The organism is Siansivirga zeaxanthinifaciens CC-SAMT-1 (assembly GCF_000941055.1).
Lineage (GTDB): Bacteria > Bacteroidota > Bacteroidia > Flavobacteriales > Flavobacteriaceae > Siansivirga > Siansivirga zeaxanthinifaciens.
Window position 1 is genome coordinate 2446582 of sequence record NZ_CP007202.1, and the last position, 24105, is coordinate 2470686.

Consider the following 24105-nt stretch of genomic DNA (forward strand, 5'->3'; position numbering starts at 1 on the left):
AGAAAATTAATTATACATATGAATTTTATTAAACGTGTCTTATCTACTGTAACAGGAATTTTTGTTTTCTTGTTCATTTGCTTCGGTTTATTATTGGTTTTTGGGCTTATTTTTGGTTCTTCTTCTGATGATGTTGTTACTGTAAAATCTAATTCTATACTCGATTTGAAATTAGATTTCCCAATTGATGATTATGCAGGGAAAATTGAATTTGAAAAATTCGAATTCTTAAATGAATCCAATAAAAACGGATTATTCAATTTAATTGATGCTATTAATTATGCCGCAACCGACGATAAAATTAAAGGTATTACAATTGAAAACAATTTTATTCAAGCGGGCATTTCGCAAACAAAAGCATTACGTGACGCCTTAATTAAGTTTAAAGCATCAGGGAAATTTATTACCGCTTACGCCGATATTTATTCTCAAAAAGACTATTATTTAAGTTCGGTTGCAGATACCATTTTTATTAATCCTGCAGGAATGATGGAATTTAAAGGTTTGTATTCAGAACAATTATACTATAAAGATTTTCAAGAAAAATCGGGATTAAAAATGGAAGTTGTTCGCTTCGGAAAGTATAAAAGTGCGGTAGAACCTTTTCTTGAAAATGAAATGAGCGATGCCAACAGAGAACAAGTTGAAAGTTTTTTAAATTCTATTTGGAGTGAAATTAAATTTGAAATAGGAAAAAGCAGACATATTTCTGAAGCCCGATTAAATACCATTGCCGATAGTCTTTTAGCCCGCACACCCAATTTGGCCAAATCGGCTCAGCTCGTAGATAAAATTGCTTATTACGATGAATACGTAAACGGATTAAAAAAAGCAGTCAATATTTCAGAGTCTGAAGATTTAAATATAATTTCTATTAAAGATTATGCAGAACATGCAGCTACTAATTTACTGGCCGATTACAGTAAAAACAAAATAGCCGTTATTTATGCAGAAGGTGAAATAATTTATGGTGAAGGAGACAAAGGTCTTGTTGGGCAAGGTGTTATAAATACCTCGTTAAAAAAAGCTCGAGACGACAAAAACATTAAAGCGATTGTTTTAAGAATTAATTCACCAGGAGGTAGTGCTTTGGCAAGTGAACTCATTTGGAGAGAAATTGAACTGACTAAAAAAGTGAAGCCCGTTATTGTATCTATGGGGAATTTAGCAGCTTCTGGCGGTTATTATATTGCTTGTAATGCCGACAAAATTATTGCAGAACCAACAACCATTACGGGTAGTATTGGTGTTTTTGGAATGCTACCAAATGCCAGTGGTATGGCTAAAGATTTAGGGATAAACGCCGAGCAAGTAGTTACCAACAAAAACGCAGTAACGTACAGTTTCTTCGAACCTTTAAATGATACGCAACGCGAATTTATTAAAGAGGGAATTATCGATATTTACGACATGTTTACCTCGCGTGTTGCTCAAGGAAGAAACATGAAACAGGATGCTGTTAAGGACATTGCTCAAGGTCGTGTTTGGACGGGTGCTGAAGCTGTAAAAATTGGATTGGTAGATGAATTAGGTGGTTTAGATTTAGCTCTAGAACACGCAGCCAAAGCCGCTAATATAACAGAGTACAACATAAAAGAATTGCCGGTTTTCAAAAAAGATTTAGAAAAGATTTTAAATAGTTTAGGTATTGCCAAGGCTAAAGAAGATGTTTTAAAAGAAGAATTGGGCGAAGCTAATTACCTTATTTTTAAAGAAATAAAATCGCTGTCACAGAAAAAAGGTGTTCAACTACTTTTTCCATATAGTACAGATATAAAGTAATTTTAAAAAAAAGAGCGATAAACATCGCTCTTTTTTTATTCTGTAAAGTATATAATTAAACTTGTATAACACCTAAGTTGAAAGGTTTCTCGATGGGAGCGTGGTTGGCTGCCTCAATTCCCATACTAATCCAGGTTCTAGTGTCTAATGGATTTATAATGCCGTCGGTCCAAATTCTTGAGGCGGCATAATACGGAGAAACCTGATTGTCGTAACGTGTTTTAATTTTATTATAAAGTGCTTCTTCTTTTTCTTTAGTTATTTTTTCGCCCTTCTTTTCTAAAGAAGCTTTTTCTATTTGTAGCAATACTTTTGCTGCGCTATTACCACTCATTACAGCAAGTTCTGCGCTTGGCCATGCAACAATTAATCTGGGATCGTAGGCTTTACCACACATAGCATAATTACCGGCACCATAACTATTACCAATAATAACTGTGAATTTAGGGACCACCGAATTACTAACCGCATTTACCATTTTAGCACCATCTTTTATAATGCCGCCATGTTCACTTTTGCTACCTACCATGAATCCTGTAACATCTTGTAAAAAAACTAACGGTATTTTTTTCTGATTACAATTGGCTATAAAACGCGTGGCTTTATCGGCGCTGTCGTTATAAATAACGCCGCCAAATTGCATTTCGCCCTGTTTGGTTTTTACTAACTTACGTTGATTTGCAACGATGCCAACAGCCCAACCATCAATTCTTGCATAACAGGTTATAATGGTCTTACCATAGCCAGCTTTGTATTCGTCAAACTCAGAGTTGTCAACTAAGCGTTTTATAATCTCATACATGTCGTATTGGTCGGCTCTCGATTTTGGAAGTATGCCATAAATATCCTGCGGATTCTCCTTGGGCTTTACACTTTCTACACGATTAAATCCAGCCTTATCAAAATCACCAATTTTATCAATAATATTTTTAATGGTGTCTAAAGCATCTTTATCATCTTTAGCCTTATAATCGGTAACTCCAGAAATTTCACAATGTGTTGTGGCGCCTCCAAGCGTTTCATTATCAATAGTTTCTCCAATAGCTGCTTTTACTAAATAGCTTCCTGCTAAAAAGATACTTCCGGTTTTATCTACAATTAAAGCTTCATCGCTCATAATTGGTAAATATGCACCACCGGCTACACAACTACCCATAACTGCAGCTATTTGCGTAATTCCCATACTACTCATAATGGCGTTGTTTCTAAAAATACGTCCGAAATGTTCCTTATCGGGGAAAATTTCGTCTTGTAAAGGCAAATACACTCCGGCGCTATCAACTAAATAAATAATGGGTAATTTATTTTCTATGGCAATTTCTTGAGCTCTTAAATTCTTTTTAGCCGTTATAGGAAACCAAGCGCCGGCCTTAACGGTAGCATCATTGGCAACAACAATACATTGCTTACCTTTAACATAGCCAATTTTTACAACCACTCCAGCAGATGGGCAACCACCATGCGATTCGTACATATCTTCACCTGCAAACGTGGCAATTTCAATCGATTTTTTATTATCATCTAACAAATAGTCTATGCGTTCACGGGCTGTTAGTTTTCCTTTGGCATGTAATTTTTCTATGCTCGATTTTCCGCCACCTAAATAGACTTTTGATAAACGTTTATTGAGTTCTGATAGGAGTAATTTATTGTGATCTTCGTTTTTATTGAAGTTTAAATCCATTGCTATTTTGTTTTATGCTAAAATACAAAAGTTTCAAATTATTGTTTGTTTTCTGTTAATGTTTTATTAAAAATAATTACATGGTAATATATTCCATGGAAAATAAATATTTTTTTGTTACCTTTGAAATAAAAATAAATAAATATGAAAAATATTATTGCTTTTGCAGGATCAAACAGTAAGAATTCAATTAATAAACAATTAGCTATCTATGCTGCTGGTTTAGTAGAAAACGTAAATGTAAATGTATTAGATTTAAACGATTTTGAATTCCCTTTGTATGGTATCGATTTAGAAAATGAAAAAGGAATTCCAGAAACCGCACATAAATTTTTAAACATTTTAAAAGAAACAGATGGTATTGTTTTATCGTTAGCCGAGCACAACGGAACGTATGCTACCGTATTTAAAAATCTTTTCGATTGGTTAACAAGAATTGAAGGGAAAATGTTTTTTGATAAACCTATGCTACTTATGGCAACATCTCCAGGTGGACGCGGTGGTTTAACAGCATTAGAAATTGCTAAAGGACGTTTCCCTTTTCATGATGGAAACATTATTGAGACCTTTTCTTTACCATTTTTTGGTGATAATTTCAAAGATGGGAAAATTATTAATGAGGATTTAGATACTCAACTAAAAAACGCTGTTAAGCAATACCAAAAGGCTTTATAAAATGGATATTCAGCAAGCAGACAACGGTAAAAAAGGTAAGTTTTTTGTTGAAATTAACGGAAAACCTGAAGCCGAAATGACCTATGTATATGCAGGAAAACACACTATAATTATAGACCATACCGCTTTAAACGATGCGTTAAGAGGGGAAGGTGTTGGATATAAATTAGTGGAGGCTGCTGTTTCATTTGCTCGCGAAACTGAGTTAAAGATTAACCCGTTGTGTCCGTTTGCTCATGCTGCTTTCAAGAAGCACGCAGAATATCAGGATGTACTTATAAAATAATAAATTATGGGAGATATTAGTAAAGATATTAATTCAACGTTTCCAAATAATAAAATTAAAGCGCTGTTAAACATATTGTACACCGCAAATTGGATTATGGGTGTTCAAAACGAATTTTTTAAATCTTACGGAATTTCTCCTCAACAATATAATATTTTAAGAATTTTAAAAGGAGCCGGAGAGCCCATTAACGTTCAAATTATAAAAGACAGAATGATTGAGCGCTCACCAAATGCTACACGTTTAATGGACAAATTATGCGCTAAAAATTATATTGAGCGTTTGCCATGTGCTTCAGATAGACGGGTAGTTAAAATTGCAATTACCAATGAAGGAATAAATTTATTAAACCATATTCCGGCAGATTTTAATGATGATTTATTGAAGAATTTAAATGAATCTGAAGCAGAACAGTTAAGTAACCTATTAGATAAAATGAGATAAACAATGAAAACTATAATACATAAATCGGACACTAGGGGTTTTGCCAACCATGGTTGGTTACAGGCCAACCACTCGTTTAGTTTTGCAAATTTTCACAACCCAGAAAAAGTACATTTTGGTGCTTTACGTGTATTAAATGATGACGTTATTGCGCCTAGTATGGGCTTCGGTACACATCCGCATGATAATATGGAAATTATAACCATTCCATTAAAAGGTGTTTTAAAACATAAAGACAATATGTCTGATGAATGGATTCCAGTCGTTCCAGGTGAAGTACAAGTTATGTCTGCTGGTACAGGAGTGCAACATTCTGAAATTAATGGATCGACTTCAGAGCATTTAGGATTGTTTCAAATTTGGATTTTCCCAAACAAACAGCATGTAAAACCACGTTACGATCAAAAAGCATTCGATAGTGAAGCGCGTAAAAATAAATTACAAGTTTTAGTTTCGTCTATTGATGAAAACCATGAAGGCAGCTTAAAAATTCATCAAGATGCCCAATTGTCTCGAATAGATTTAGATAAAGAAAAAACCTTTAAATACGAACTAAAGAGCAAAAATCACGGGGTTTATGTTATGAATATTTATGGTGAAATTGTAGTAGATAATAACACTTTAGAAACAAGAGATGCTATTGGTATTTCTGAAACAGAATCATTTGAAATTCAAGTTAACGATGACTCAAGTTTGTTGTTTATTGAAGTTCCAATGGTATTTTAAATAGACCGTTTTACAAACAAAAAAGCACTCTCATGGAGTGCTTTTTTGTTTAAATGTTTTTAATTTATCGATTAAAACGTCCGGAAATATTACCATTTAAAATAGCATTTACTTCATCTACCGCGGCATAATTAACATCGCCTTCGTAAGTATGCTTTAAAGCACAAGCAGCCGAAGCAAATTCCATAGATTTAAAATCATCATACTTTTGCAAGCCATAAATAAGCCCTGCAGCAAAGGCATCGCCTGTACCAATACGATCTACAATGTGGGTTATATCAAAATCAACCGTCTCTCTAAACTCTTCACCATTCCACATTCTGGCTCTTATTTTATGCCATGATGAGTTAATAGATGTTCGTATTTTATCGAATACTTTTTCAATAGAAGGGAAACGCTCCATAAGCTTTTTGCTGGCTTCAATAAAATCTTCGTTAGAGTAACTATAATTAGTTTCTAAAATCTCATTAATTTCATTAATACCACCAATAAATATGGTTGAGTAACCAACTAAATCAGCTAAAACATCTTTTGCATTTTCGCCATATTTCCAAAGGCCATTTCTATAAGTAGGATCTGCAGAAACCGAAATACCTTTTTCCTTGGCAATTTTTAAACCAGCTTTTAAAGTTTCGTAAGCTCCTTTACTCAGAGCGGGTGTAATTCCTGTCCAGTGAATCCATTTTCCTTTTTCTAAAATTCTTTCCCAATCGACTACTTTAGGTGTGATGTCCGAAAAAGAAGAATGCGAGCGGTTATAAGATATAGAACTTGGTCTCATAACAGCACCAACTTCTAAAAAATAAACACCTAAAGGTTTTGGCGATCGAACAATATCGGAAGTACTTACCCCAAATTTTTGAATGTAGGATAGGGCAGTATCGCCCACAAAATCGTTAGAAACACAACTAATGTGTTTTACCTTTTCACCAAAATTTGCAATTGAAATACCTACGTTAACTTCGGTGCCGCCAAAATAAAATTCTAATAAATTGGCTTGCATAAACTTCTTATTACCTTCGGGAGATAAACGCATTAAAACTTCACCAAAGGTTATTATTTTTTTCATCTTTTATATTTTAAAAACTAATTTTTCGTTTGTTTTAGAGATTGTAAACTCGATTTTCCTGTTCGTTTACACGAATAAAAGTAGTTCGTTTTGTTAATTCTTTTAAACGTTGAGCCCCTACATAAGTACACGTGCTTCTTAGTCCGCCTAAAATATCTTGCAAGGTATTTTCAACATCACCTCTAAAAGGCACTTCAACTGTTTTTCCTTCGCTGGCGCGATATTCTGCTACACCGCCGGTATGTTTTTCCATGGCAGTAGAGGAACTCATGCCATAGAATTTCCTGTATGGTTTTCCATCTATTTCAATGATTTCACCACCACTTTCCGTGTGGCCTGCGAGCATGCCACCAAGCATTACAAAATCGGCTCCAGCGCCAAAAGCTTTAGCAATATCTCCTGGAATGGTACAGCCGCCATCACTTATTATTTGTCCGCCCAATCCATGAGCAGCATCGGCACATTCAATAATCGCCGAAAGTTGTGGGTATCCAACCCCTGTTTTTACTCTGGTGGTGCAAACAGAACCGGGTCCGATGCCTACTTTTACAATATCGGCACCGCTTAGCAATAATTCTTCAACCATTTCACCTGTAACAACATTACCAGCAATAATCACTTTATCGGGATACAGGTCTCTGGTTTTCTTTACAAATTCCGAAAAATATTCTGAATACCCATTGGCAACATCGATACAAATGAAATTTATATTCGGATTAAAATTAAGAATGGCTTTTAGTTTTTCGGTATCTGCTTCGCTAATTCCCGTGCTTACAGCAATATTTTTTGATAGTAATTCCGGATTATTTGATGCAAAAATATTCCAATCGGTAATAGCATAATGTTTATGAATTGCTGTAAATAAATCCTTTTGAGCTAAAGCTTTAGCCATTTCAAACGTACCAACAGTATCCATATTTGCCGCTATAATAGGAATCCCTGTCCAGGTTATGGAGCTATGTAAAAATTTAAACTCGCGTTCTAAACTAACTTCAGATCTACTTTTTAGTGTAGACCGTTTAGGTCTAATCATTACATCTTTAAAACCTAATTTAATATCATATTCTATGCGCATGAAATCGGGGATTTAACCAATATTATTTTAATGAATTATAAAGTTATAAAAACGTAATAAAAAAGTACTATTAATTCCATAGAATACTTTTTGTTATTCTTTTTATTATAGATATGTTTGTTATATACCTTAAAAATATTAAAGCTTTCAATTAATGTTAAAACTTTTTACAAATAAGAGATTACTATCGTTTTCTATTTTTTTATCGATTTTGACTGTAATTGTATTAACGTATTGTTTCATAGAAATTCTTATTCCTCACGAAACTATTTGTGTTTTATTAATTTGTGTTGTGGTTTTTCAAATATTATTTCTTCAGTATTTTTTTAAAAACCAATTAAAGAGTGATATTCAAAAAAAGAATATAAAACAACAATTAAAAGATTTAAAAGCGATAAAAGAGGAAGCCGTCAAAGAACTTGAAGAAAACACCATATATCTTGAAAATGTTAATTACGAATTGCGCACCCCTCTAAACACGGTTTTAGGCATGTTAAAAATGTTAAAAAAAACAGATGTAGATTTAGAACAAATGGCTCAAGTAGAAATTGCCGAATACTCATCGCAACATTTGTTGCAATTAATTAATGTTATTGATGATAATGTAGATGTATACAGCGGAAATATTAAATTAAACAATGAATTGATAAATTTAAAAGCAGATTTTATTCATGTTTTTAAAGTTTTTGAATATCAAGCCTTAGAAAAACAGTTGGAATTTGACTATAAATTTATTTTAGATGACAATATAAAGTTTTCTTTAATGGGCGATTTACTTCGCATACAGCAAGTTTTAATTAACCTTATTAATAATGCGATAAAATACACCGAAGAAGGCAAAATTTCGGTTATTATAGATCAAAGCGTTACTATTGATGCCACCCAGATTGTTACTTTTTATGTTAAAGACACTGGTGTTGGTATGAGTCCGGAAAGTTTAAAGCATTTTTTAAATAATTCGGATATTAACGCAAGCAAAAAAAACACAGCATTTCGTGGTGGAGGCTTGGGGCTTACTATTTCAAAGCAGCTGGTTAAATTAATGGGCGGGGAGCTTAAAGTTGAAAGTAAACAAAACGAAGGCACTACGTTTTACTTTGGATTAGAACTAAAGAAAACACTTAATGTAAAATCTACAGAAGATTTATTTATACCTGTTTTACTAGGAAAATGTAATGTATTGGTAGCCGAAGATAACCGAATGAACCAAAAGGTTATTAAGTTTTTATTAGAACAACAAGGTGCCGATTGCACTTTTGCAAAAAATGGTTTAGAAGCGGTTGAATTATATAAAGTGTTAGAGTTTGATATGGTTTTTATGGATATTTACATGCCCGATATGGATGGTTATGATGCTACTAAAGCCATTAAGCAAACGGCTAAGTACCAAAAAAAGAACACGCCGATAATTGGTGTATCGGCGAGTGCATTTAAAGATGATCTTGAAAAAGCTAAACAATCTGGTATTGAAGACTTTTTAGCCAAACCTATTGAAGTTGAAAAGCTTAAAATGCTTTTATTAAAGCATTTAAAAGACTGAAATAGTTAATTATTTAATAGCAATAACGCTAATTTCTACATTTACATTTTTAGGTAAGCGTGCTACTTGTACTGTTTCTCTTGCGGGCGCTGTTTCATCATTAAAATAGCTACCATAAATTTCGTTAATACTTGTAAAATCGTCCATATTACTAATAAATATAGAAGATTTTATAACGTTTTCAAAGGTCATGCCGGCAGCTTCTAAAACGGCCTTTAAATTTTGCATTACCTGGGTTGTTTCGGTTTTAATATCGCTTAAAACTAATTCACCAGTTTCTGGATTTATAGCAATTTGTCCAGAAGTATAAAGCGTATTGCCTGTTAAAACTGCTTGATTATATGGACCAATAGGAGCAGGAGCTTTTGGAGTTGTTATAATTTTTTTCATGTGTGTTTATTTTTTAATTGTGATTGGTAATTCGTATAACTTGATTGAAATTTATAACCAATTTTCGTTTATACTATTTAATGAAATTTTATAATTTTTTGCCAAAAAAAGTATGTAGTTAAAGATTTTTAACTTCATTACCAACAACCAACAACCAACAACCAACAACCAACAACCACCAACCACCAACCATCAACCATCAACTAAAGCCTAATATCGGGTTGTCTTCGTTTTTCGTATTTTAAATCTTTTAGCATGCTAGATTTTATACCAATAAAGAAATTCCATTGGGCTCTATCACTAAAAGGAATCCAACTAAAATTCATTTGCCAGCTTTTTAAATCACGCTCAAAACTTAATTGAGTGTATGTAAACCCAAAGTCTTTTAAGTCGTAACCAGAGGAAGCTCTAACACTCCATTTTTCACTTAATTGAACATCTCCAGAAAACATAAGGGAGTGTGATGATATTTGATTTTCTCGTCTGGAGTTTGAATAGTTTAAAGCATAAGCAATTCGTAGACTCCAGGGTAAAGAATAATTATACAAACCATTATCAACAGGTGTTTCATCATCTTTTACATCTTTTATTTGCTGGTTTGCAAAATCTTCACCAAGGCCAAATAAATCATCGTCACGGCCACCACTTCTTAAATTTTCTTGTATCGCTTCACTATTTTTGTCTTTTTTATCACCTTTCTTACTAGAAATAGACCAACTAGTAGTTAGGTTAGCACTGGTTAATCTAAATAAACTTCCACCGTTATCAATATTAAATTTATTAATTCGATTGTTATTATTATCTAGAGCATAGGGATCTAAAGTAGCTCCAAAATTAATACTCATTTTATTGTTAAATATCTGTGTACCACCGGTCATTCTAACTGGACTCCATTGTAAAGAATCGCCTGCAAAATTGTAAGAAGTAGCAAAGTTTAAGTTATTAAGTAAGATGATTTTTTTCGCCTCGGTAGCGGTTGTATCTTTATCTCTAACTTTAGCTTCTAAATTATTAGAAACAGAAATACCCATGGAACTGGAAAAGTTTTTCCCGGGACTTCCAAAAATACCGCCTTCAAATCTTGTAAACTCTACATCACTTGTTGTTAATCCATCGGCACTTACAACTTCATAAGTATCATAATATTTATCGAAAGCAGGGTTTATATTATAGTTAATAGAAGGACGAATAATGTGTCTAATAGCTTTTATTTTTGAGTCTTTTCCTTCCTTTTCAAAATTAAACATACCATAAATAGTAGTTCCTAAACTGGTACTAAAGTTATAAGTTCTAAAAGAATCGAAACCATTAATTTCTTCTGTAACAGTTCTTCTTTCTATAGGGTCGAAAGATTTATTAACTGTTTTAAAAGTCCAAACTTCATTATAATTAGCACTGGCACTTAAACTAAAAAACTTAAAAAGTTTAAAGTTGGTATTTATTGGAATGCTGTGCTGAAAACCTGCTTTTGCATCATCAAACATTTCTTTTTTAAAGAACAAAGAATCTGTTGTTTGAATTCTGTTTTCACCCCTAATATTATATTGCAAGTTAATATTTTGTATAATACCTTTTTTGGAACCCGATTTAGAAGCAAACGGATACATTCTACCAATACTCCCTTGTAGAGTAGGGAGGGTCATGTTTATAGTTTCTGTATTTGTATTTTGTGAATGGGTGGCAGTTAAACTAAAGTTTACTTGGGGTTCGCCTTGAAATGTCTTAGAATAAGATACCGATGATGCCAACGTGTTATTTAAAAAAGCACCAGAATTTACTTGATTTAAAGAGTTTCTATAATATCTACTACTCCCCAAGTTAACCGATGCAGAAAAACGTGAATTCGGATTCGCCTTAGAATCTTGACTATGCGACCATCGTAAATTATAAATGGTATTTTTAGAATAATCTGGAAAGCCACGTTCGCTGTTTATTAAATTTTCATACCTAAAACCAACATTTCCTCTAAATTTGTAACGTTTATTATAAGTACTTTCTAAACGCGTGCCATAACTACCGTTGGTGTAATAATCTCCTAAAACAGCTAAATCTATATAATCGCTAATTGCAAAATAATATCCACCATTTTGTAAAAAGAAACCACGATCATTTTGTTCTCCAAAAGTTGGAATAATGATACCAGATGTTTGTTTTTCAGACTGCGGAAAGAAACCAAAAGGAAGTCCTATAGGAGTAGGTACATCATAAATAAATAAATTTGCCAATCCAGTTACTATTTTTTTTCCAGGAACAACTTTAGCTTTTCTAAGTTTAAAATAATACTCGGGATCTTCCATGTCCTCTGCTGTAGTATATTTTGCATTTTTTAAAAAATAAACAGAATCGTTTTCTTTTTTAGTAATGGATGCTATTACGGTACCGTCGCCTTGTTCGGTTATCGAGTTGTATATTAACGCTTTTTTAGTTTTGGTGTTAAAAATAATAGAGTCTGGTTCAACCACACTACTACCTTGGGTAAAAACAGGTTTTTGTGAATAATTGGAGAGCGAATCTAAAATACCTTTGGCATATACAGTATTTGTAGTATAATCTATAATAATACTACCTGCGGTAATATTCATATCGCCATATTCTATTGTGGCTTGATTATATAAATATAGTTTATGCTTTTTCTGATTAAAAGTTGTGTAATCTGAAGCATGATATTTTACAATATTTTCCAGTAATTCCTTTTTAGGCTTAATGGAGTCTTTTAAAGTAGAATCTTGCTCTTTAACAGCCACCGGTTTTATAAGTAAACTGTCTAAAGATGAAGATACGCTATCCTTTTCCTTAACCGTTCTTTTAATAGGTTGGCTTTTTTGGGGGATATCTTGGGCAAAGCTAAACGTGTTAATAAACACTGTAAAACTTAATGCAAAAAGTATTTTAAAGTTGTTTGTATGCAACGCTTTTAAATGTATTTTTGTAAAAGTATGGCTCGGTTTTTGAAAAGCCAAAATTACATATATTTTTCTGTGATTGATTGATAATTCAATTAAAATTTAAAATTAAACTCATACCAGTTTAATTTGCGAAATAAACGAAGTTTTTTTAGCGTTTTAACTTTAATTAATTATTAAATAAATACTAATAACCCAAACAGATTTTACATGAAAACGAACAGAGTATTGCTTTTCGTATCTATTATAGCATTATTAACATTTTCTTCATTTACCAATTTAAATTACCAAGATAAATCCAAAAAGTTTATTGTTGTTTTAGATGCTGGTCATGGTGGACACGATTCTGGTAACTTAGGCAGTGGCTTTGTGGAGAAGGATATTGCATTAAAAATTGTTTTAGAAGTGGGTGCCGTGTTAAGCAAAAACCCGAACATTAAAGTGGTTTACACACGAGACAAAGATGTGTTTGTAGATTTATTTAAAAGAGGCCAAATAGCAAATAAGGCCAACGCCGATTTGTTTGTTTCTGTTCACTGTAATGCGCATCACTCTTCGGCTCATGGAACTGAGACGTTTGTTTTGGGAACTCATAGAAATAAAACAAATTTTGAAGTTGCTAAAAAAGAGAACTCGGTAATTTTCTTGGAAGACGATTACAAAAAAAACTACGCAGGTTTCGACCCAAATTCTCCAGAATCGGTAATGAGTATTCTAATTAGCCAGGAAGAGTATTTAGACCAAAGTATTCAATTAGCAAGTTTAATTCAGAAGAAATTCACAAATAAATTAAAGCGTAATAACAGAGGTGTTAAACAAGCCGGATTTATTGTATTGCACCAAACCGTAATGCCTAGTGTGCTGGTTGAAACTGGTTTTCTTACTTTTAAAGAAGAAGGCGCTTATTTAAATTCTAAAAAAGGTCAGCACGACATGTCCACATCCATTGCCGATGCTATTTTAGAATACAAACATATTTTAGATGGCAATATGGGCGATTATGTTTTTGAAGATCATGTGAACCACGATACGGAGGTCGAAACGGTTATAGAAACTATAGCAGATTCAAAACCCTCAGCAACCAACAATTCCAATATTGTATTTAAAGTTCAAATTTCGGCCAGTTCTAAATCTTTAGAAACCAAATCATTTAATTTCAACGGATTAGAAAATATTACAAAAGAAAAGGCAGGAAATCTTTATAAATATTATTACGGAAGTACGTCGAACTTCGAAGAAACCAAAATTTTAGAAAAAGAAGCTATTCAAAAAGGGTATAATTCTTGTTTTACAGTGGCTTTTAAAGATGGTAAAAAAATAAGTGTTTCAGAGGCCCTAAAATCAAAATCAAATTAAGGCTTTTCTTTTTAAATTTATCTTAAATTTGTACATCTAAAAAAGAATTACTTTGAAAATATCAAGAGAAGTTAAAACAGGTATATTAGTAGTATTAGGGATTACCCTTTTTATTTTTGGTTTCAATTTTTTAAAAGGTCATAACCTATTAGAATCTAAAAATCTTTACTACACAGAATTCGACTATAATGCTTTAACAAAAGCCTCACCAGTTACTGTAAATGGTAACACTGTTGGTAAAATAGACGATATCTCTTATGTTTTCGAAACCGGAAAAACACGTGTCGCTTTTACTGTTAACGATCAATTAAAATTCTCAGACCAATCGGTTGTAAAAATGTATGAAACCGGATTAATGGGAGGTAATGGCTTAGCTATTTTAGTTAGTAATGAAGGGCAGCCAGCACAACCAGGTACTGTTTTAAAATCGACTGTAGAGAATGGTTTGGTTACCACCTTATCCAAAAGTTTTTCGGGAATTAGCACCGATTTATCATCCACCTTACAATCTACAGATACCTTAATGTATAGCTTAAATACCTTGGTAAATGATAATTCAGACAAAGGTTTAAAATATACCGTTGCAGAACTTAACGAAACTTTAAAATCATTTAAAAACACTTCAAATGCTGTAAATAATGTTATCTCTAAAAACGATAAAAACATTGGCCTTCTTTTAGAGAATTTCAAGAAAATAAGCACCGATTTGTCTGTTTTAACAAACGATTTAAAGGATTCTAACATGGGGAATACCGTAGAGAATTTAAACAAAACCTTAGCGAGTTTAAACAGCGTTTTAGCTAAAGTTGAAAACGGAGAAGGTTCTATAGGTAAATTATTAAAAGACGAAGCTTTGTATAATAATTTAGAAGGTGCAACCAAAGAAATGGAAGAATTGCTAAGAGATATCAAGCTTCATCCAAAACGTTATTTTAGAATTTTATCTAAAAAAGAAATCCCATACGAAAAGGAATAAACTAAACGTCATACCATGCCATACATACCTAATTTAATTTTTATCATTATACTCGTTTTGGGAGTATATGCCTTCGCGAGAAATGTATCAAAACTCAAAAGAAACATAAAATTAGGTCAGGATGTAGACGTTAGCGATAACAAACCACAACGCTGGAAAAACATGGCCATGATTGCCTTAGGACAAAGTAAATTAATGACTCGTCCCGTATCTGGATTTCTACATGTAGTTGTATATCTTGGGTTTATCATCATCAATATAGAAGTATTAGAAATTGTTATCGATGGCATTTTAGGCACCCATCGTATTTTTTCTTTCGCAGGTAGCTTATATGCTTTTTTAATTGGCACTTTCGAGGTGCTTGCTGTTTTAGTTTTAGTAACAGTTACCATTTTTTGGTTACGCAGAAACGTAATAAAAATAAGACGCTTTTGGAGTGCCGAAATGACGACCTGGCCTAAAAAAGACGGTAATTTCATTTTATATTTCGAGATGATTTTAATGACGCTTTTCCTGGTAATGAATGCAACCGATCTCGATTTTCAAGCATCCAACTCAGGAAACGTAATCAGTCAATACATCGCACCACTATTTAGCAACTACTCCGAAAGCACATTGCACATCATAGAACGTGCCGCTTGGTGGTTACATATCATAGGTATTTTAGTATTTTTAAACTACCTGTATTATTCAAAACATTTACACATTCTTTTGGCATTCCCAAACACCTACTACGGGAAATTACAACCAAAAGGACAGTTAAATAATTTAGAATCGGTTACAAACGAGGTGAAAATGATGATGGATCCAAACATCGATCCCTTTGCAGCTCCTGCCGAAGGTACGCCTGAAGTACCCGCAAAATTTGGCGCCAGCGACGTACAAGACTTAAATTGGGTACAGCTACTAAACGCTTATACCTGTACAGAATGCGGACGATGCACCAGCGAATGTCCTGCCAACCAAACAGGTAAAAAATTATCGCCACGTAAAATCATGATGGATACCCGCGACCGTTTAGAGGAAGTTGGAAGAAACATCGATGCCAACAAAGGCACTTTTAAACCCGACAACAAACAACTGTTAGACGATTATATTACACGCGAAGAACTTTGGGCCTGCACCTCCTGTAACGCCTGCGTTGAGGCTTGCCCCGTGAGTATCGACCCGTTGTCTATCATCATCGACATGCGCCGCTATTTGGTTATGGAACAAAGCGCAGCACCAACAGAGTTAAACAACATGATGACCAATATCGAAAATAACGGTGCCCCGTGGCCATACAATCAAATGGACCGTTTAAACTGGAAAAACGAATAAAATATTAATAGCGTTACTACAAGGGTCGGGCTTTCGCAAGTCGCTCTCTTCGAGGAGCTCCAACAATTGCTCAATCCCTAACGCACAAACAAAACCCAATATAATGAGCGAATTACTTAACGTGCCAACCATGGCAGACTTTATGGCTCAAGGAAAGCAACCCGAAGTACTATTTTGGGTTGGTTGCGCAGGAAGTTTCGACGATAGAGCTAAAAAAATAACCAAAGCTTTTGTAAAATTATTAAACAAAGCTCAAGTAGAATTTGCTGTTTTAGGAACCGAAGAAAGCTGCACGGGCGATCCTGCCAAACGCGCAGGAAACGAATTTTTATTTCAAATGCAAGCCGTTACAAACATAGAAGTTTTAAACGCTTACGAAGTAAAAAAAATAGTAACCGCTTGCCCGCACTGTTTTAATACTATAAAAAATGAGTATCCAGAACTGGGCGGAAATTACGAAGTCATGCACCATACCCAATTCTTAAAAACACTTTTAGATGAAGGTCGATTAACCATAGAAGGTGGTCAATTTAAAGGCAAACGTATTACCTTTCACGACCCCTGTTATTTAGGTCGCGCCAACAATGTTTACGAAGCACCACGCGATTTAATAAAAAAGCTTGAAGCCGAGTTAATAGAAATGAAAAATTGCAAGCGAACCGGCTTGTGTTGCGGTGCAGGTGGTGCACAAATGTTTAAAGACGCCGAAAAAGGCAATAAAGAAGTAAACATAGAACGCACCGAACAGGCTCTAGAAACTCAACCCGATATAGTAGCAGCTGGTTGCCCATTCTGTAATACCATGATGACCGATGGTGTAAAGGCAAAAGAAAAAGAAAGCGATGTGGCTATTATGGATATAGCCGAATTAATTGCTAATGCACAAGATTTATAAAATGAAAAAATACATTTAAGTCTATTTAATAAGTAGAATAGCTTAAAAATATTATCTCTATAAATGAATTCATAAAATTGGAGCACTTTTAAAAGCCCATTTTAATTACAAACAAAAGAATTAATAACAACCTAGAAATAGACTTATATTATTACGAAGCTAAATTGTTTAGTGCCAAATTAAACCATTTTATTGTTAATAAAATTATAACAGATATTGTAAAAAAATAATGATTGTACCTTTTAATACATTACCAGAAGAATCTCGTGTTTGGATATACCAAGCAAACCGCTCGTTTACAACAGATGAGATTGAAGAAATAGAAGACAAATTACAGGTGTTTCTAGAAAACTGGACAGCACATGGTAGCGATTTACAGGCTGGTTTTGAAATAAAATACAAACGTTTTATTGTAATTGGCTTAAACCAAAACCTAAACCAAGCTACAGGTTGTTCTATCGACGCATCGGTACGTTTTATTCAGCAATTAGAAGAAGCTTACCAAGTCGATTTAATGGATAAAATGAACGTTTCTTATAAACAAGGCGATTTTATAGCTTACAAAGCGCTTTCAGATTTTAAAAAAATGGCCAAAGAAAAAGCGGTATCAAAAAACACCATTGTTTTTAATAATCTAGTAACCAACATAGCAGAGTACAACGAAAACTGGGAAGTACCTGCAAGCGAGAGCTGGCACAGCCGTTACTTATAATCATTCTAAATTTCTATGTTAGCGAAATATTTAATATGGTTAAACGTTAATATAATTAATATTAAATGTAATATTGTTGCATTAATTTAACTGAATAATTAATTAGCTTTAATTTTAATTAAATAATGAAAATAATAATTTTCACAAGTGTTTTACTTTTAACACTTGGTTTTAGTTTGTCGGCTCAAAATTGGATAACTAATTTTGAACAGGCAAAAGAAATCGCTTCAAAGAAAAATCAAAACATTGTATTAGTTTTTCAAGGATCAGATTGGTGTGCGCCTTGTATGAAATTAAACAAAGAAATTTGGAGTGCCAAAGAATTTCAAAATTTAGCAGACCATCATTTTGTAATGCTTCAAGCCGACTTTCCCAGAAAAAAAGCAAATAAACTGTCGGATGCTTTAACGGCTCAAAATGCAAAATTAGCAGAAACTTACAACAGTCAAGGCTTTTTTCCTTTAGTGGTTGTACTAAACAGTAAAGGGGATGTTTTAGGCAAAACCGGTTACGAAAAAACATCGCCAACTAATTATTTCAAAAAATTAAATGCTTTCGAAAAGTAACATAGGGTATTGGGTAATACTTTTAAGTTTTACAAGTTCTATTTGCTTTTCGCAACAAATATTTCAAAAAACTATAAAATTAATGGGCAGCCGATTTGATATTTCTGTTTTTGCAGAACATCAAGATGCGGGCGACCAATACATTAATTTAGCCATTAACGAAATATCACGTATTGAAAAACTAATATCTTCATGGGATGCCAATTCTCAAACTTCAGAAATTATTAGAAATGCAGGTATAAAACCTGTGGTGGTAGACAATGAATTGTTTCAACTTATAAAACGAGCCATTAAAATTTCAGAATTAACCGATGGTGCTTTCGATATTAGTTATGCATCCATGGATAAAATTTGGAAATTCGATGGGAGCATGACCGAAATGCCTTCCGCGGAAGCGATAAAAAATTCGGTAGCCAAAGTAGGTTATAAAAACATTGTTTTAAACGAAACCGAGCATTCTGTTTTTTTAAAATTACAGGGCATGAAAATTGGCTTTGGGGCCATTGGTAAAGGCTATGCTGCCTATAAAGCCAAAGCGCTTTTACAAGAAAAGGGTGTTAAGGCAGGAATTATAAATGCTTCTGGCGATTTGAATACATGGGGAACTCAGCCCGATGGTAAAGATTGGTTGGTGGCTATTGTTAATCCGTTAAACAAAGAAAAAGTGTTTTCTTGGTTACCAGTAAAAAACAGTGCCGTTGTTACTTCGGGTAATTACGAAAAATATGTGAAATTTAATGATGTATTGTATACACATATAATAGATCCTCGAACCGGTTATCCTAGCACAGGTATTTTAAGTGCTACAATTTTTACTGCCAATGCCGAACTTGCCGATGCTTTGGCAACTTCTGTTTTTGTAATGGGCGTAGAGGTAGGTTTAGATTTTATTAATCAGTTAAAAGGCGTTGAATGCATAATTATAGATAAAGATAATAAGATGCGTACCTCAAAAAACATAAATTTAAAGCAAACAAATTAATATGAAAAAGCTGCTGTTAATAGTTTTAACCATTGGGTTTTTCTCTTCTTGCACGGTTGTAAAAGAGTATGAAAAAGTAAATTTAAGTGACCCTGATATGGTTTTAACTAAAAAACCTTCAGATAGGTTTATAACTAATTTTCAAGTATATCGAGAAGCTGCGGCTGGCGCCAACGGAGGAAAATCTGGTGGTGGTTGTGGATGTAATTAATAGTCTTAAATGAAAAAAGTAATTATTATCGCATGTGTTTTTTTCATTGGAAAACTATTTGCCCAAGAGTCTACAACAAGCTATAAAAAACGCGTTTTAGAAACTACTGAAGTCGATTTTTTAACTAGTTATTACACCCAAGACGGCAACAATGCTTCTGTTACCGGTGGTATAGGAACCGAAGAATTAACAGATGTTACACCAACCATCGTAGTTAGTTTACCTTTAAATGCAGACGATGTTTTAACTATTGATGCAGGCATATCGGCCTATACATCGGCTTCATCGAGTAACTTAAATCCCTTCGATGGTAGTTCTGGTGCTTCTCAAGGTTCAGGAGAAGTAGAAGATGACAAATTTTCTAACAAAAAGTCCAATGCAGCTGGTGCTTACATAGGAACCCCTTGGGCTGCCTCCTCAGGCGCTTCTAGGAGTGATGTTTGGGCTAGTATCACTGCCGATTATAGTCATAGTTCGGATGATAGAAATACTATTGTTAATGCCGATGTATCTTTCGCAACAGAATATGATTACTCATCGTTTGGTTTTGGTGGTGGTATAACAAAATTGTTTAATGAAAAAAACACCACGTTAAGTTTGAGCACCAAAATTTATTTAGATACTTGGCGTCCCGAATACCCAACCGAATTAGATTCGTATTACGAATCGAATGAGAATTTAAATAGTGGATTTTTCTTTAATGTGCCTATATACAACCAAAGCGGTTTAGCAATAGATAAAAATAGTAGCAATGCCTGGGCGCCAACAAATTCGCCTTTTATTCAGGATAAAGCCAGAAATTCTTATTCATTATCTTTTAGTTTTTCTCAAATTTTGAGTAAAAATGCGCAATTCTCTATATTTTTCGATTTAGTTCAGCAAAAAGGCTGGCTAAGTAACCCGATGCAGCGCGTTTATTTTGCAGATGTAGATAATTACTATATAGGTGATCCTACAGACATACCATATTATACAAGCGCTATAAATCAAGGTGTTTTTCAATTAGCCGATGATATTGAGCGTTTACCAAATAGCCGATTTAAAATTCCGGTTGGAGCGCGTTTAAATTATTATTTAAACGAAATGTTTACCTTAAGAACCTATTACAGGTATTATACAGACGATTGGGGAATTAAATCGCATACCGCCGAAGTAGAATTACCAATTAAAATTACGAGTAAATTCACCCTTTATCCGTCGTATCGTTATTATAATCAAACTGAAGCCGATTATTTTGCGCCCTATGAAACCGCATTATCAACCAGTGAATTTTATACATCAGATTACGATTTATCTAAATTTAACGCAAATCAATACGGATTTGGAGTTAGTTATACCGATATTTTTGCAACCAAACATATTTGGAAATTTGGTTTAAAAAGTATCGATTTAAAATATAATAATTATAAAAGGAATACCGGTTTGACGGCCAATATTATCTCGGCTGGATGTAAATTTGTAATGGATTAGATTGTTTATAATCTTATTATAATTCTATCTTAAAGTCTTTTTATCTTCGTGTTAAAAGTCTTATTTTGGCATGATTATTACTGTTGTATGAATAACAGTTAATATGCCAATTAATCCTCAATTATGCGTCGATTCTCATATATTCTATTTTTATTATTAATGGTTAATGTAGGGTTTTCTCAAAACCCGTTATTATCTAAAAATACATTTGCTCAAAAAAAGTGGGTAGATAGTGTTTATGCATCCATGACATTAAAGGAAAAAGTGGGCCAGCTTTACATGGTTCAAGTCATGTCTAACCAAGATGAAGCCTCAAAAAATAAAATAGAATCCTTAATTAAAGAGCATCAAATAGGAGGTATTATTTATTCGTTGGGTGGTCCCGTACGACAAGCCAAATTAAATAACGATTTACAAGCTATATCGAAACTACCTATGTTAATAGGTATGGATGCCGAATGGGGATTGAGTATGCGTTTAGATTCTACCTATGCTTTTCCTTGGAATATGACTTTAGGAGCTATAAAAAACAACAAACTTATTGAGGAAACAGGAAAACACATTGGAGAGCATTGCAAACGATTGGGCGTGCATTTTAATTTTGCTCCTGTGGTCGATATTAATACCAATCCAGACAATCCTATTATTGGAAATCGTTCTTTTGGTGAAGATAGAGATAATGTAACCGAAAAAGCATCGGCCTTTATGAAAGGCATGCAAGGTGCTGGGGTATTGGCAAATGCCAAACATTTTCCTGGCCATGGCGATACAGATCAAGATTCTCATAAAACCTTGCCAAGCATCAGTTTTAGTGAAAAACGAATCGATTCCATAGAATTATATCCTTACAGAAAGCTAATAAAAGAAGGCTTTTCAAGCGTTATGGTAGCCCACTTAAATGTGCCAAGTTTAGAGCCTCGCGAGGGCTATCCGTCGTCGCTTTCAAAACATATAGTTACCGATATTTTAAAAGAACGTTTAGGGTTTCAAGGTCTTATTTTTACCGATGCATTAACCATGAAAGGCGCTTCAAATTTTAGTGAGTCTGGTGATATTGACCTGGCGGCCTTTAAAGCGGGTAACGATGTTATGTTAATGTCTGAAGATGTTGGTATTGGTGTATCTAAAATCATTGAAGCTTACGAGTCGGGTGATATTACAGAAGAACGTTTGGCGCACTCTGTAAAAAAAATACTGATGGCTAAATATAAAGTGGGTTTAAATAAATACAAACCTATTGATATTAAAAATCTGATTAAAGATTTAAACAGGTTGGAAGACGATATTTTATACGAAGAACTTCTTGAAAACGCTATTACAGTGGTTAAAAATGAAGGCGATTTAATTCCGTTTCAAAAATTAGAAACAAAATCAATCGCCTATGTAGAATTAGGTGATGATGATGGATCTGCATTTTTTACTGAACTTAAAAAGTATGCCAAAGTACACCAAATTAAAGCAGAGATGCTTGATGAATTAATGGCAAAACTTCAAGATTATAACACGGTGGTTATTGGTTTACACCGCTCTAACGCAAACCCTTGGAAAGCTTATAAGTTTTCGGATACCGAGTTGACATGGATTTATGAAATTGCACGAACTCATAAAGTTGTTTTAGATGTTTTTGTTAAACCATATGCACTTTCCGATTTAAAAACGATTGAAAACATTGAAAGCATTGTAGTTAGTTATCAAAACAGTGACATTGCACAGCGAAAATCGGCACAAATTATTTTCGGAGCCTTAGCATCAAAAGGCGTGTTGCCTGTTTCAGTTGGTAATAATTTAAATGCAGGCACAGGTATTTTTAATAATGATATTAAACGCTTGTCGTATACCATACCAGAACGTGTGGGTATGGATTCTGAATTATTAAATAAAATAGACCAAGAAGCACAAAGAGCTATTGATGGTATGATGACCCCAGGTATACAAGTTGTTGTTGCTAGAAAAGGTAAAGTAATTTACAGTAAAAATTTTGGAAAACATACTTATGAAGGTGATGAAAAAGTGGCTTGGGACGATATTTACGATGTGGCCTCTTTAACAAAAATACTGGCAACTTTACCTTTGGTAATGGAAATGGAAGAGCAAGGCATTATGTCTTTAGATAGTAAGTTGTCTGAACTTTTACCAGAATACAAAGGCTCTAACAAAGCGAATGTTACCATTAAATCGATGCTTTCACACTATGCCCGGTTGCGACCTTGGGAACCGTTTTATTATAAAACCTTAGATGAAACCAAACATCCAAGTGATACTTATTACAGAAAAGAACGTAGTGATTTATTTAATATTGAAGTCTCTAAAAATTTATACTTACGATCTGATTATCCGGACTCTATTCAAAAAATAATTAAAGATTCAGATCTGCTTCCCAGCTTAAAATATCGATACAGCGATTTTCCTTATTATATTTTAAAGAAATTTATTGAGCATTATTACGACAGAACTCTTGAACAATTAACCCAAAATCATTTTTATGAATCTTTGGGAGCGAATTACACCATGTATAATCCGTATCACAAAATAAGCAACAAGAAAATAGTTCCAACCGAAATTGACGATTATTATCGTTACCAAGAGGTACATGGTTACGTACACGATATGGGTGCAGCGATGCAAAATGGTATTGGTGGGCATGCGGGTATTTTTAGTAATGCCAACGATATTGCTAAAATCATGCAAATGTATTTGCAAAAAGGATTTTATGGTGGTAAACGTTACTTAAAACCAGAAACAATTGATAAGTTTAATAAAACATATTATAAAGAAAAAGGTAACAGACGCGGTATTGGTTTTGATAAACCACAGTTTAGTGGAGATGGTCCAACCTGCGGTTGTGTGTCTTTAAAAAGTTTTGGACATTCTGGTTTTACAGGAACGTATACTTGGGCAGATCCAGACAAAGAAATTGTTTATGTGTTTTTAGCAAACCGAACGTATCCCAATGCAGGGAAAAATTTGTTATTAAGAGAAAATATTAGAACCAATATTCAAAGCTTAATTTATCAAGCTATTATTGAGTAATTTAAAATAGAAA

Annotated in this window: 21 protein-coding genes; 16 read left to right on the forward strand and 5 right to left on the reverse strand. The window is 33.6% G+C overall.

Annotated elements, in window-relative coordinates; all coding sequences use genetic code 11:
* Positions 1-18: 18 nt before the first annotated feature.
* Positions 19-1782: a signal peptide peptidase SppA gene (gene sppA, locus AW14_RS11045; protein WP_044638859.1), complete on the forward strand. Its 1764-nt coding sequence runs from the start codon at positions 19-21 to the stop codon at positions 1780-1782.
* A gap of 55 nt (positions 1783-1837) precedes the next feature.
* Here the strand turns inward: sppA and AW14_RS11050 are convergent, their stop codons facing one another.
* Complete coding sequence (locus tag AW14_RS11050) at positions 1838-3466, reverse strand: acyl-CoA carboxylase subunit beta (RefSeq protein WP_044638860.1); 1629 nt, start codon at positions 3464-3466, stop codon at positions 1838-1840.
* 144 nt (positions 3467-3610) lie between these two features.
* Here AW14_RS11050 and AW14_RS11055 point away from each other — a divergent pair, with 144 nt between their 5' ends.
* Genes AW14_RS11055 through AW14_RS11070 form a run of 4 tightly spaced genes read left to right on the forward strand, consistent with a single transcriptional unit; the run spans position 3611 to position 5597 of the window.
* The gene (locus AW14_RS11055) at positions 3611-4141 is read left to right on the forward strand and encodes an NADPH-dependent FMN reductase (protein WP_044638861.1); all 531 of its coding nucleotides are present in this window, start codon (positions 3611-3613) and stop codon (positions 4139-4141) included.
* A 1-nt stretch (position 4142) separates the two neighbouring features.
* Complete coding sequence (locus AW14_RS11060) at positions 4143-4427, forward strand: GNAT family N-acetyltransferase (RefSeq protein WP_044638862.1); 285 nt, start codon at positions 4143-4145, stop codon at positions 4425-4427.
* A gap of 6 nt (positions 4428-4433) precedes the next feature.
* Positions 4434-4871, forward strand: a complete 438-nt coding sequence (locus AW14_RS11065; protein WP_044638863.1) for a MarR family winged helix-turn-helix transcriptional regulator — start codon at positions 4434-4436, stop codon at positions 4869-4871.
* Positions 4872-4874: 3 nt separating this feature from the next.
* Positions 4875-5597 (forward strand): pirin family protein, encoded by a 723-nt coding sequence (locus AW14_RS11070; RefSeq protein WP_044638864.1) that lies wholly within the window; start codon positions 4875-4877, stop codon positions 5595-5597.
* A gap of 64 nt (positions 5598-5661) precedes the next feature.
* Here AW14_RS11070 and AW14_RS11075 read toward each other — a convergent pair whose 3' ends face one another.
* Both AW14_RS11075 and AW14_RS11080 read right to left on the reverse strand, forming a co-directional pair.
* Positions 5662-6666, reverse strand: coding sequence for a sugar kinase (locus tag AW14_RS11075; protein ID WP_044638865.1), 1005 nt, complete (start codon positions 6664-6666; stop codon positions 5662-5664).
* Between the two features lie 34 nt (positions 6667-6700).
* Positions 6701-7741, reverse strand: a complete 1041-nt coding sequence (locus AW14_RS11080) for a GMP reductase (protein ID WP_044638866.1) — start codon at positions 7739-7741, stop codon at positions 6701-6703.
* A 211-nt stretch (positions 7742-7952) separates the two neighbouring features.
* On the opposite strand from AW14_RS11080, the gene AW14_RS11085 reads away from it, so the two are divergent.
* Positions 7953-9281 carry a response regulator gene (locus AW14_RS11085; RefSeq protein WP_169744659.1) on the forward strand — a complete coding sequence of 443 codons (1329 nt, stop codon included), beginning with the start codon at positions 7953-7955 and terminating at the stop codon, positions 9279-9281.
* Positions 9282-9290: 9 nt separating this feature from the next.
* On the opposite strand, the gene AW14_RS11090 is transcribed toward AW14_RS11085, so the two are convergent.
* Entirely contained in the window at positions 9291-9671 is a 381-nt protein-coding gene (locus AW14_RS11090; RefSeq protein WP_044638868.1) for a RidA family protein, read from the reverse strand.
* A 203-nt stretch (positions 9672-9874) separates the two neighbouring features.
* Positions 9875-12631, reverse strand: coding sequence for a putative LPS assembly protein LptD (locus AW14_RS11095; protein ID WP_044638869.1), 2757 nt, complete (start codon positions 12629-12631; stop codon positions 9875-9877).
* A 153-nt stretch (positions 12632-12784) separates the two neighbouring features.
* On the opposite strand from AW14_RS11095, the gene AW14_RS11100 reads away from it, so the two are divergent.
* From AW14_RS11100 to AW14_RS11145, 10 genes are all read left to right on the forward strand, one after another.
* Positions 12785-13930: an N-acetylmuramoyl-L-alanine amidase family protein gene (locus tag AW14_RS11100; protein ID WP_044638870.1), complete on the forward strand. Its 1146-nt coding sequence runs from the start codon at positions 12785-12787 to the stop codon at positions 13928-13930.
* Positions 13931-13982: 52 nt separating this feature from the next.
* Positions 13983-14906 carry an MlaD family protein gene (locus AW14_RS11105; protein ID WP_044638871.1) on the forward strand — a complete coding sequence of 308 codons (924 nt, stop codon included), beginning with the start codon at positions 13983-13985 and terminating at the stop codon, positions 14904-14906.
* Positions 14907-14921: 15 nt separating this feature from the next.
* A complete protein-coding gene (locus tag AW14_RS11110; protein WP_044638872.1) occupies positions 14922-16226 on the forward strand; it encodes a (Fe-S)-binding protein in 1305 nt (434 codons plus the stop codon).
* A 103-nt stretch (positions 16227-16329) separates the two neighbouring features.
* Positions 16330-17121, forward strand: coding sequence for a (Fe-S)-binding protein (locus AW14_RS11115; protein ID WP_044638873.1), 792 nt, complete (start codon positions 16330-16332; stop codon positions 17119-17121).
* 229 nt (positions 17122-17350) lie between these two features.
* Complete coding sequence (locus AW14_RS11120) at positions 17351-17833, forward strand: hypothetical protein (RefSeq protein WP_044638874.1); 483 nt, start codon at positions 17351-17353, stop codon at positions 17831-17833.
* A gap of 125 nt (positions 17834-17958) precedes the next feature.
* The gene (locus tag AW14_RS11125; protein WP_044638875.1) at positions 17959-18399 is read left to right on the forward strand and encodes a thioredoxin family protein; all 441 of its coding nucleotides are present in this window, start codon (positions 17959-17961) and stop codon (positions 18397-18399) included.
* Positions 18383-19381: an FAD:protein FMN transferase gene (locus tag AW14_RS11130; RefSeq protein WP_044638876.1), complete on the forward strand. Its 999-nt coding sequence runs from the start codon at positions 18383-18385 to the stop codon at positions 19379-19381. Before AW14_RS11125 ends, AW14_RS11130 begins: the two co-directional genes overlap by 17 nt.
* 1 nt (position 19382) lies before the next feature.
* Complete coding sequence (locus AW14_RS11135) at positions 19383-19592, forward strand: DUF4266 domain-containing protein (RefSeq protein ID WP_044638877.1); 210 nt, start codon at positions 19383-19385, stop codon at positions 19590-19592.
* 9 nt (positions 19593-19601) lie between these two features.
* Positions 19602-21062: a DUF3570 domain-containing protein gene (locus AW14_RS11140; RefSeq protein ID WP_044638878.1), complete on the forward strand. Its 1461-nt coding sequence runs from the start codon at positions 19602-19604 to the stop codon at positions 21060-21062.
* Positions 21063-21185: 123 nt separating this feature from the next.
* Positions 21186-24092, forward strand: a complete 2907-nt coding sequence (locus tag AW14_RS11145) for a glycoside hydrolase family 3 N-terminal domain-containing protein (RefSeq protein WP_044638879.1) — start codon at positions 21186-21188, stop codon at positions 24090-24092.
* Positions 24093-24105: the final 13 nt, after the last annotated feature.

Coding starts and splice junctions, on each gene's coding strand:
- sppA (WP_044638859.1), top strand. CDS start 19: ATGAATTTTATTAAACGTGTCTTATCTACTGTAACAGGAATTTTTGTT.
- AW14_RS11050 (WP_044638860.1), bottom strand. CDS start 3,466: ATGGATTTAAACTTCAATAAAAACGAAGATCACAATAAATTACTCCTA.
- AW14_RS11055 (WP_044638861.1), top strand. CDS start 3,611: ATGAAAAATATTATTGCTTTTGCAGGATCAAACAGTAAGAATTCAATT.
- AW14_RS11060 (WP_044638862.1), top strand. CDS start 4,143: ATGGATATTCAGCAAGCAGACAACGGTAAAAAAGGTAAGTTTTTTGTT.
- AW14_RS11065 (WP_044638863.1), top strand. CDS start 4,434: ATGGGAGATATTAGTAAAGATATTAATTCAACGTTTCCAAATAATAAA.
- AW14_RS11070 (WP_044638864.1), top strand. CDS start 4,875: ATGAAAACTATAATACATAAATCGGACACTAGGGGTTTTGCCAACCAT.
- AW14_RS11075 (WP_044638865.1), bottom strand. CDS start 6,666: ATGAAAAAAATAATAACCTTTGGTGAAGTTTTAATGCGTTTATCTCCC.
- AW14_RS11080 (WP_044638866.1), bottom strand. CDS start 7,741: ATGCGCATAGAATATGATATTAAATTAGGTTTTAAAGATGTAATGATT.
- AW14_RS11090 (WP_044638868.1), bottom strand. CDS start 9,671: ATGAAAAAAATTATAACAACTCCAAAAGCTCCTGCTCCTATTGGTCCA.
- AW14_RS11100 (WP_044638870.1), top strand. CDS start 12,785: ATGAAAACGAACAGAGTATTGCTTTTCGTATCTATTATAGCATTATTA.
- AW14_RS11110 (WP_044638872.1), top strand. CDS start 14,922: ATGCCATACATACCTAATTTAATTTTTATCATTATACTCGTTTTGGGA.
- AW14_RS11115 (WP_044638873.1), top strand. CDS start 16,330: ATGAGCGAATTACTTAACGTGCCAACCATGGCAGACTTTATGGCTCAA.
- AW14_RS11120 (WP_044638874.1), top strand. CDS start 17,351: ATGATTGTACCTTTTAATACATTACCAGAAGAATCTCGTGTTTGGATA.
- AW14_RS11125 (WP_044638875.1), top strand. CDS start 17,959: ATGAAAATAATAATTTTCACAAGTGTTTTACTTTTAACACTTGGTTTT.
- AW14_RS11130 (WP_044638876.1), top strand. CDS start 18,383: ATGCTTTCGAAAAGTAACATAGGGTATTGGGTAATACTTTTAAGTTTT.
- AW14_RS11135 (WP_044638877.1), top strand. CDS start 19,383: ATGAAAAAGCTGCTGTTAATAGTTTTAACCATTGGGTTTTTCTCTTCT.
- AW14_RS11140 (WP_044638878.1), top strand. CDS start 19,602: ATGAAAAAAGTAATTATTATCGCATGTGTTTTTTTCATTGGAAAACTA.
- AW14_RS11145 (WP_044638879.1), top strand. CDS start 21,186: ATGCGTCGATTCTCATATATTCTATTTTTATTATTAATGGTTAATGTA.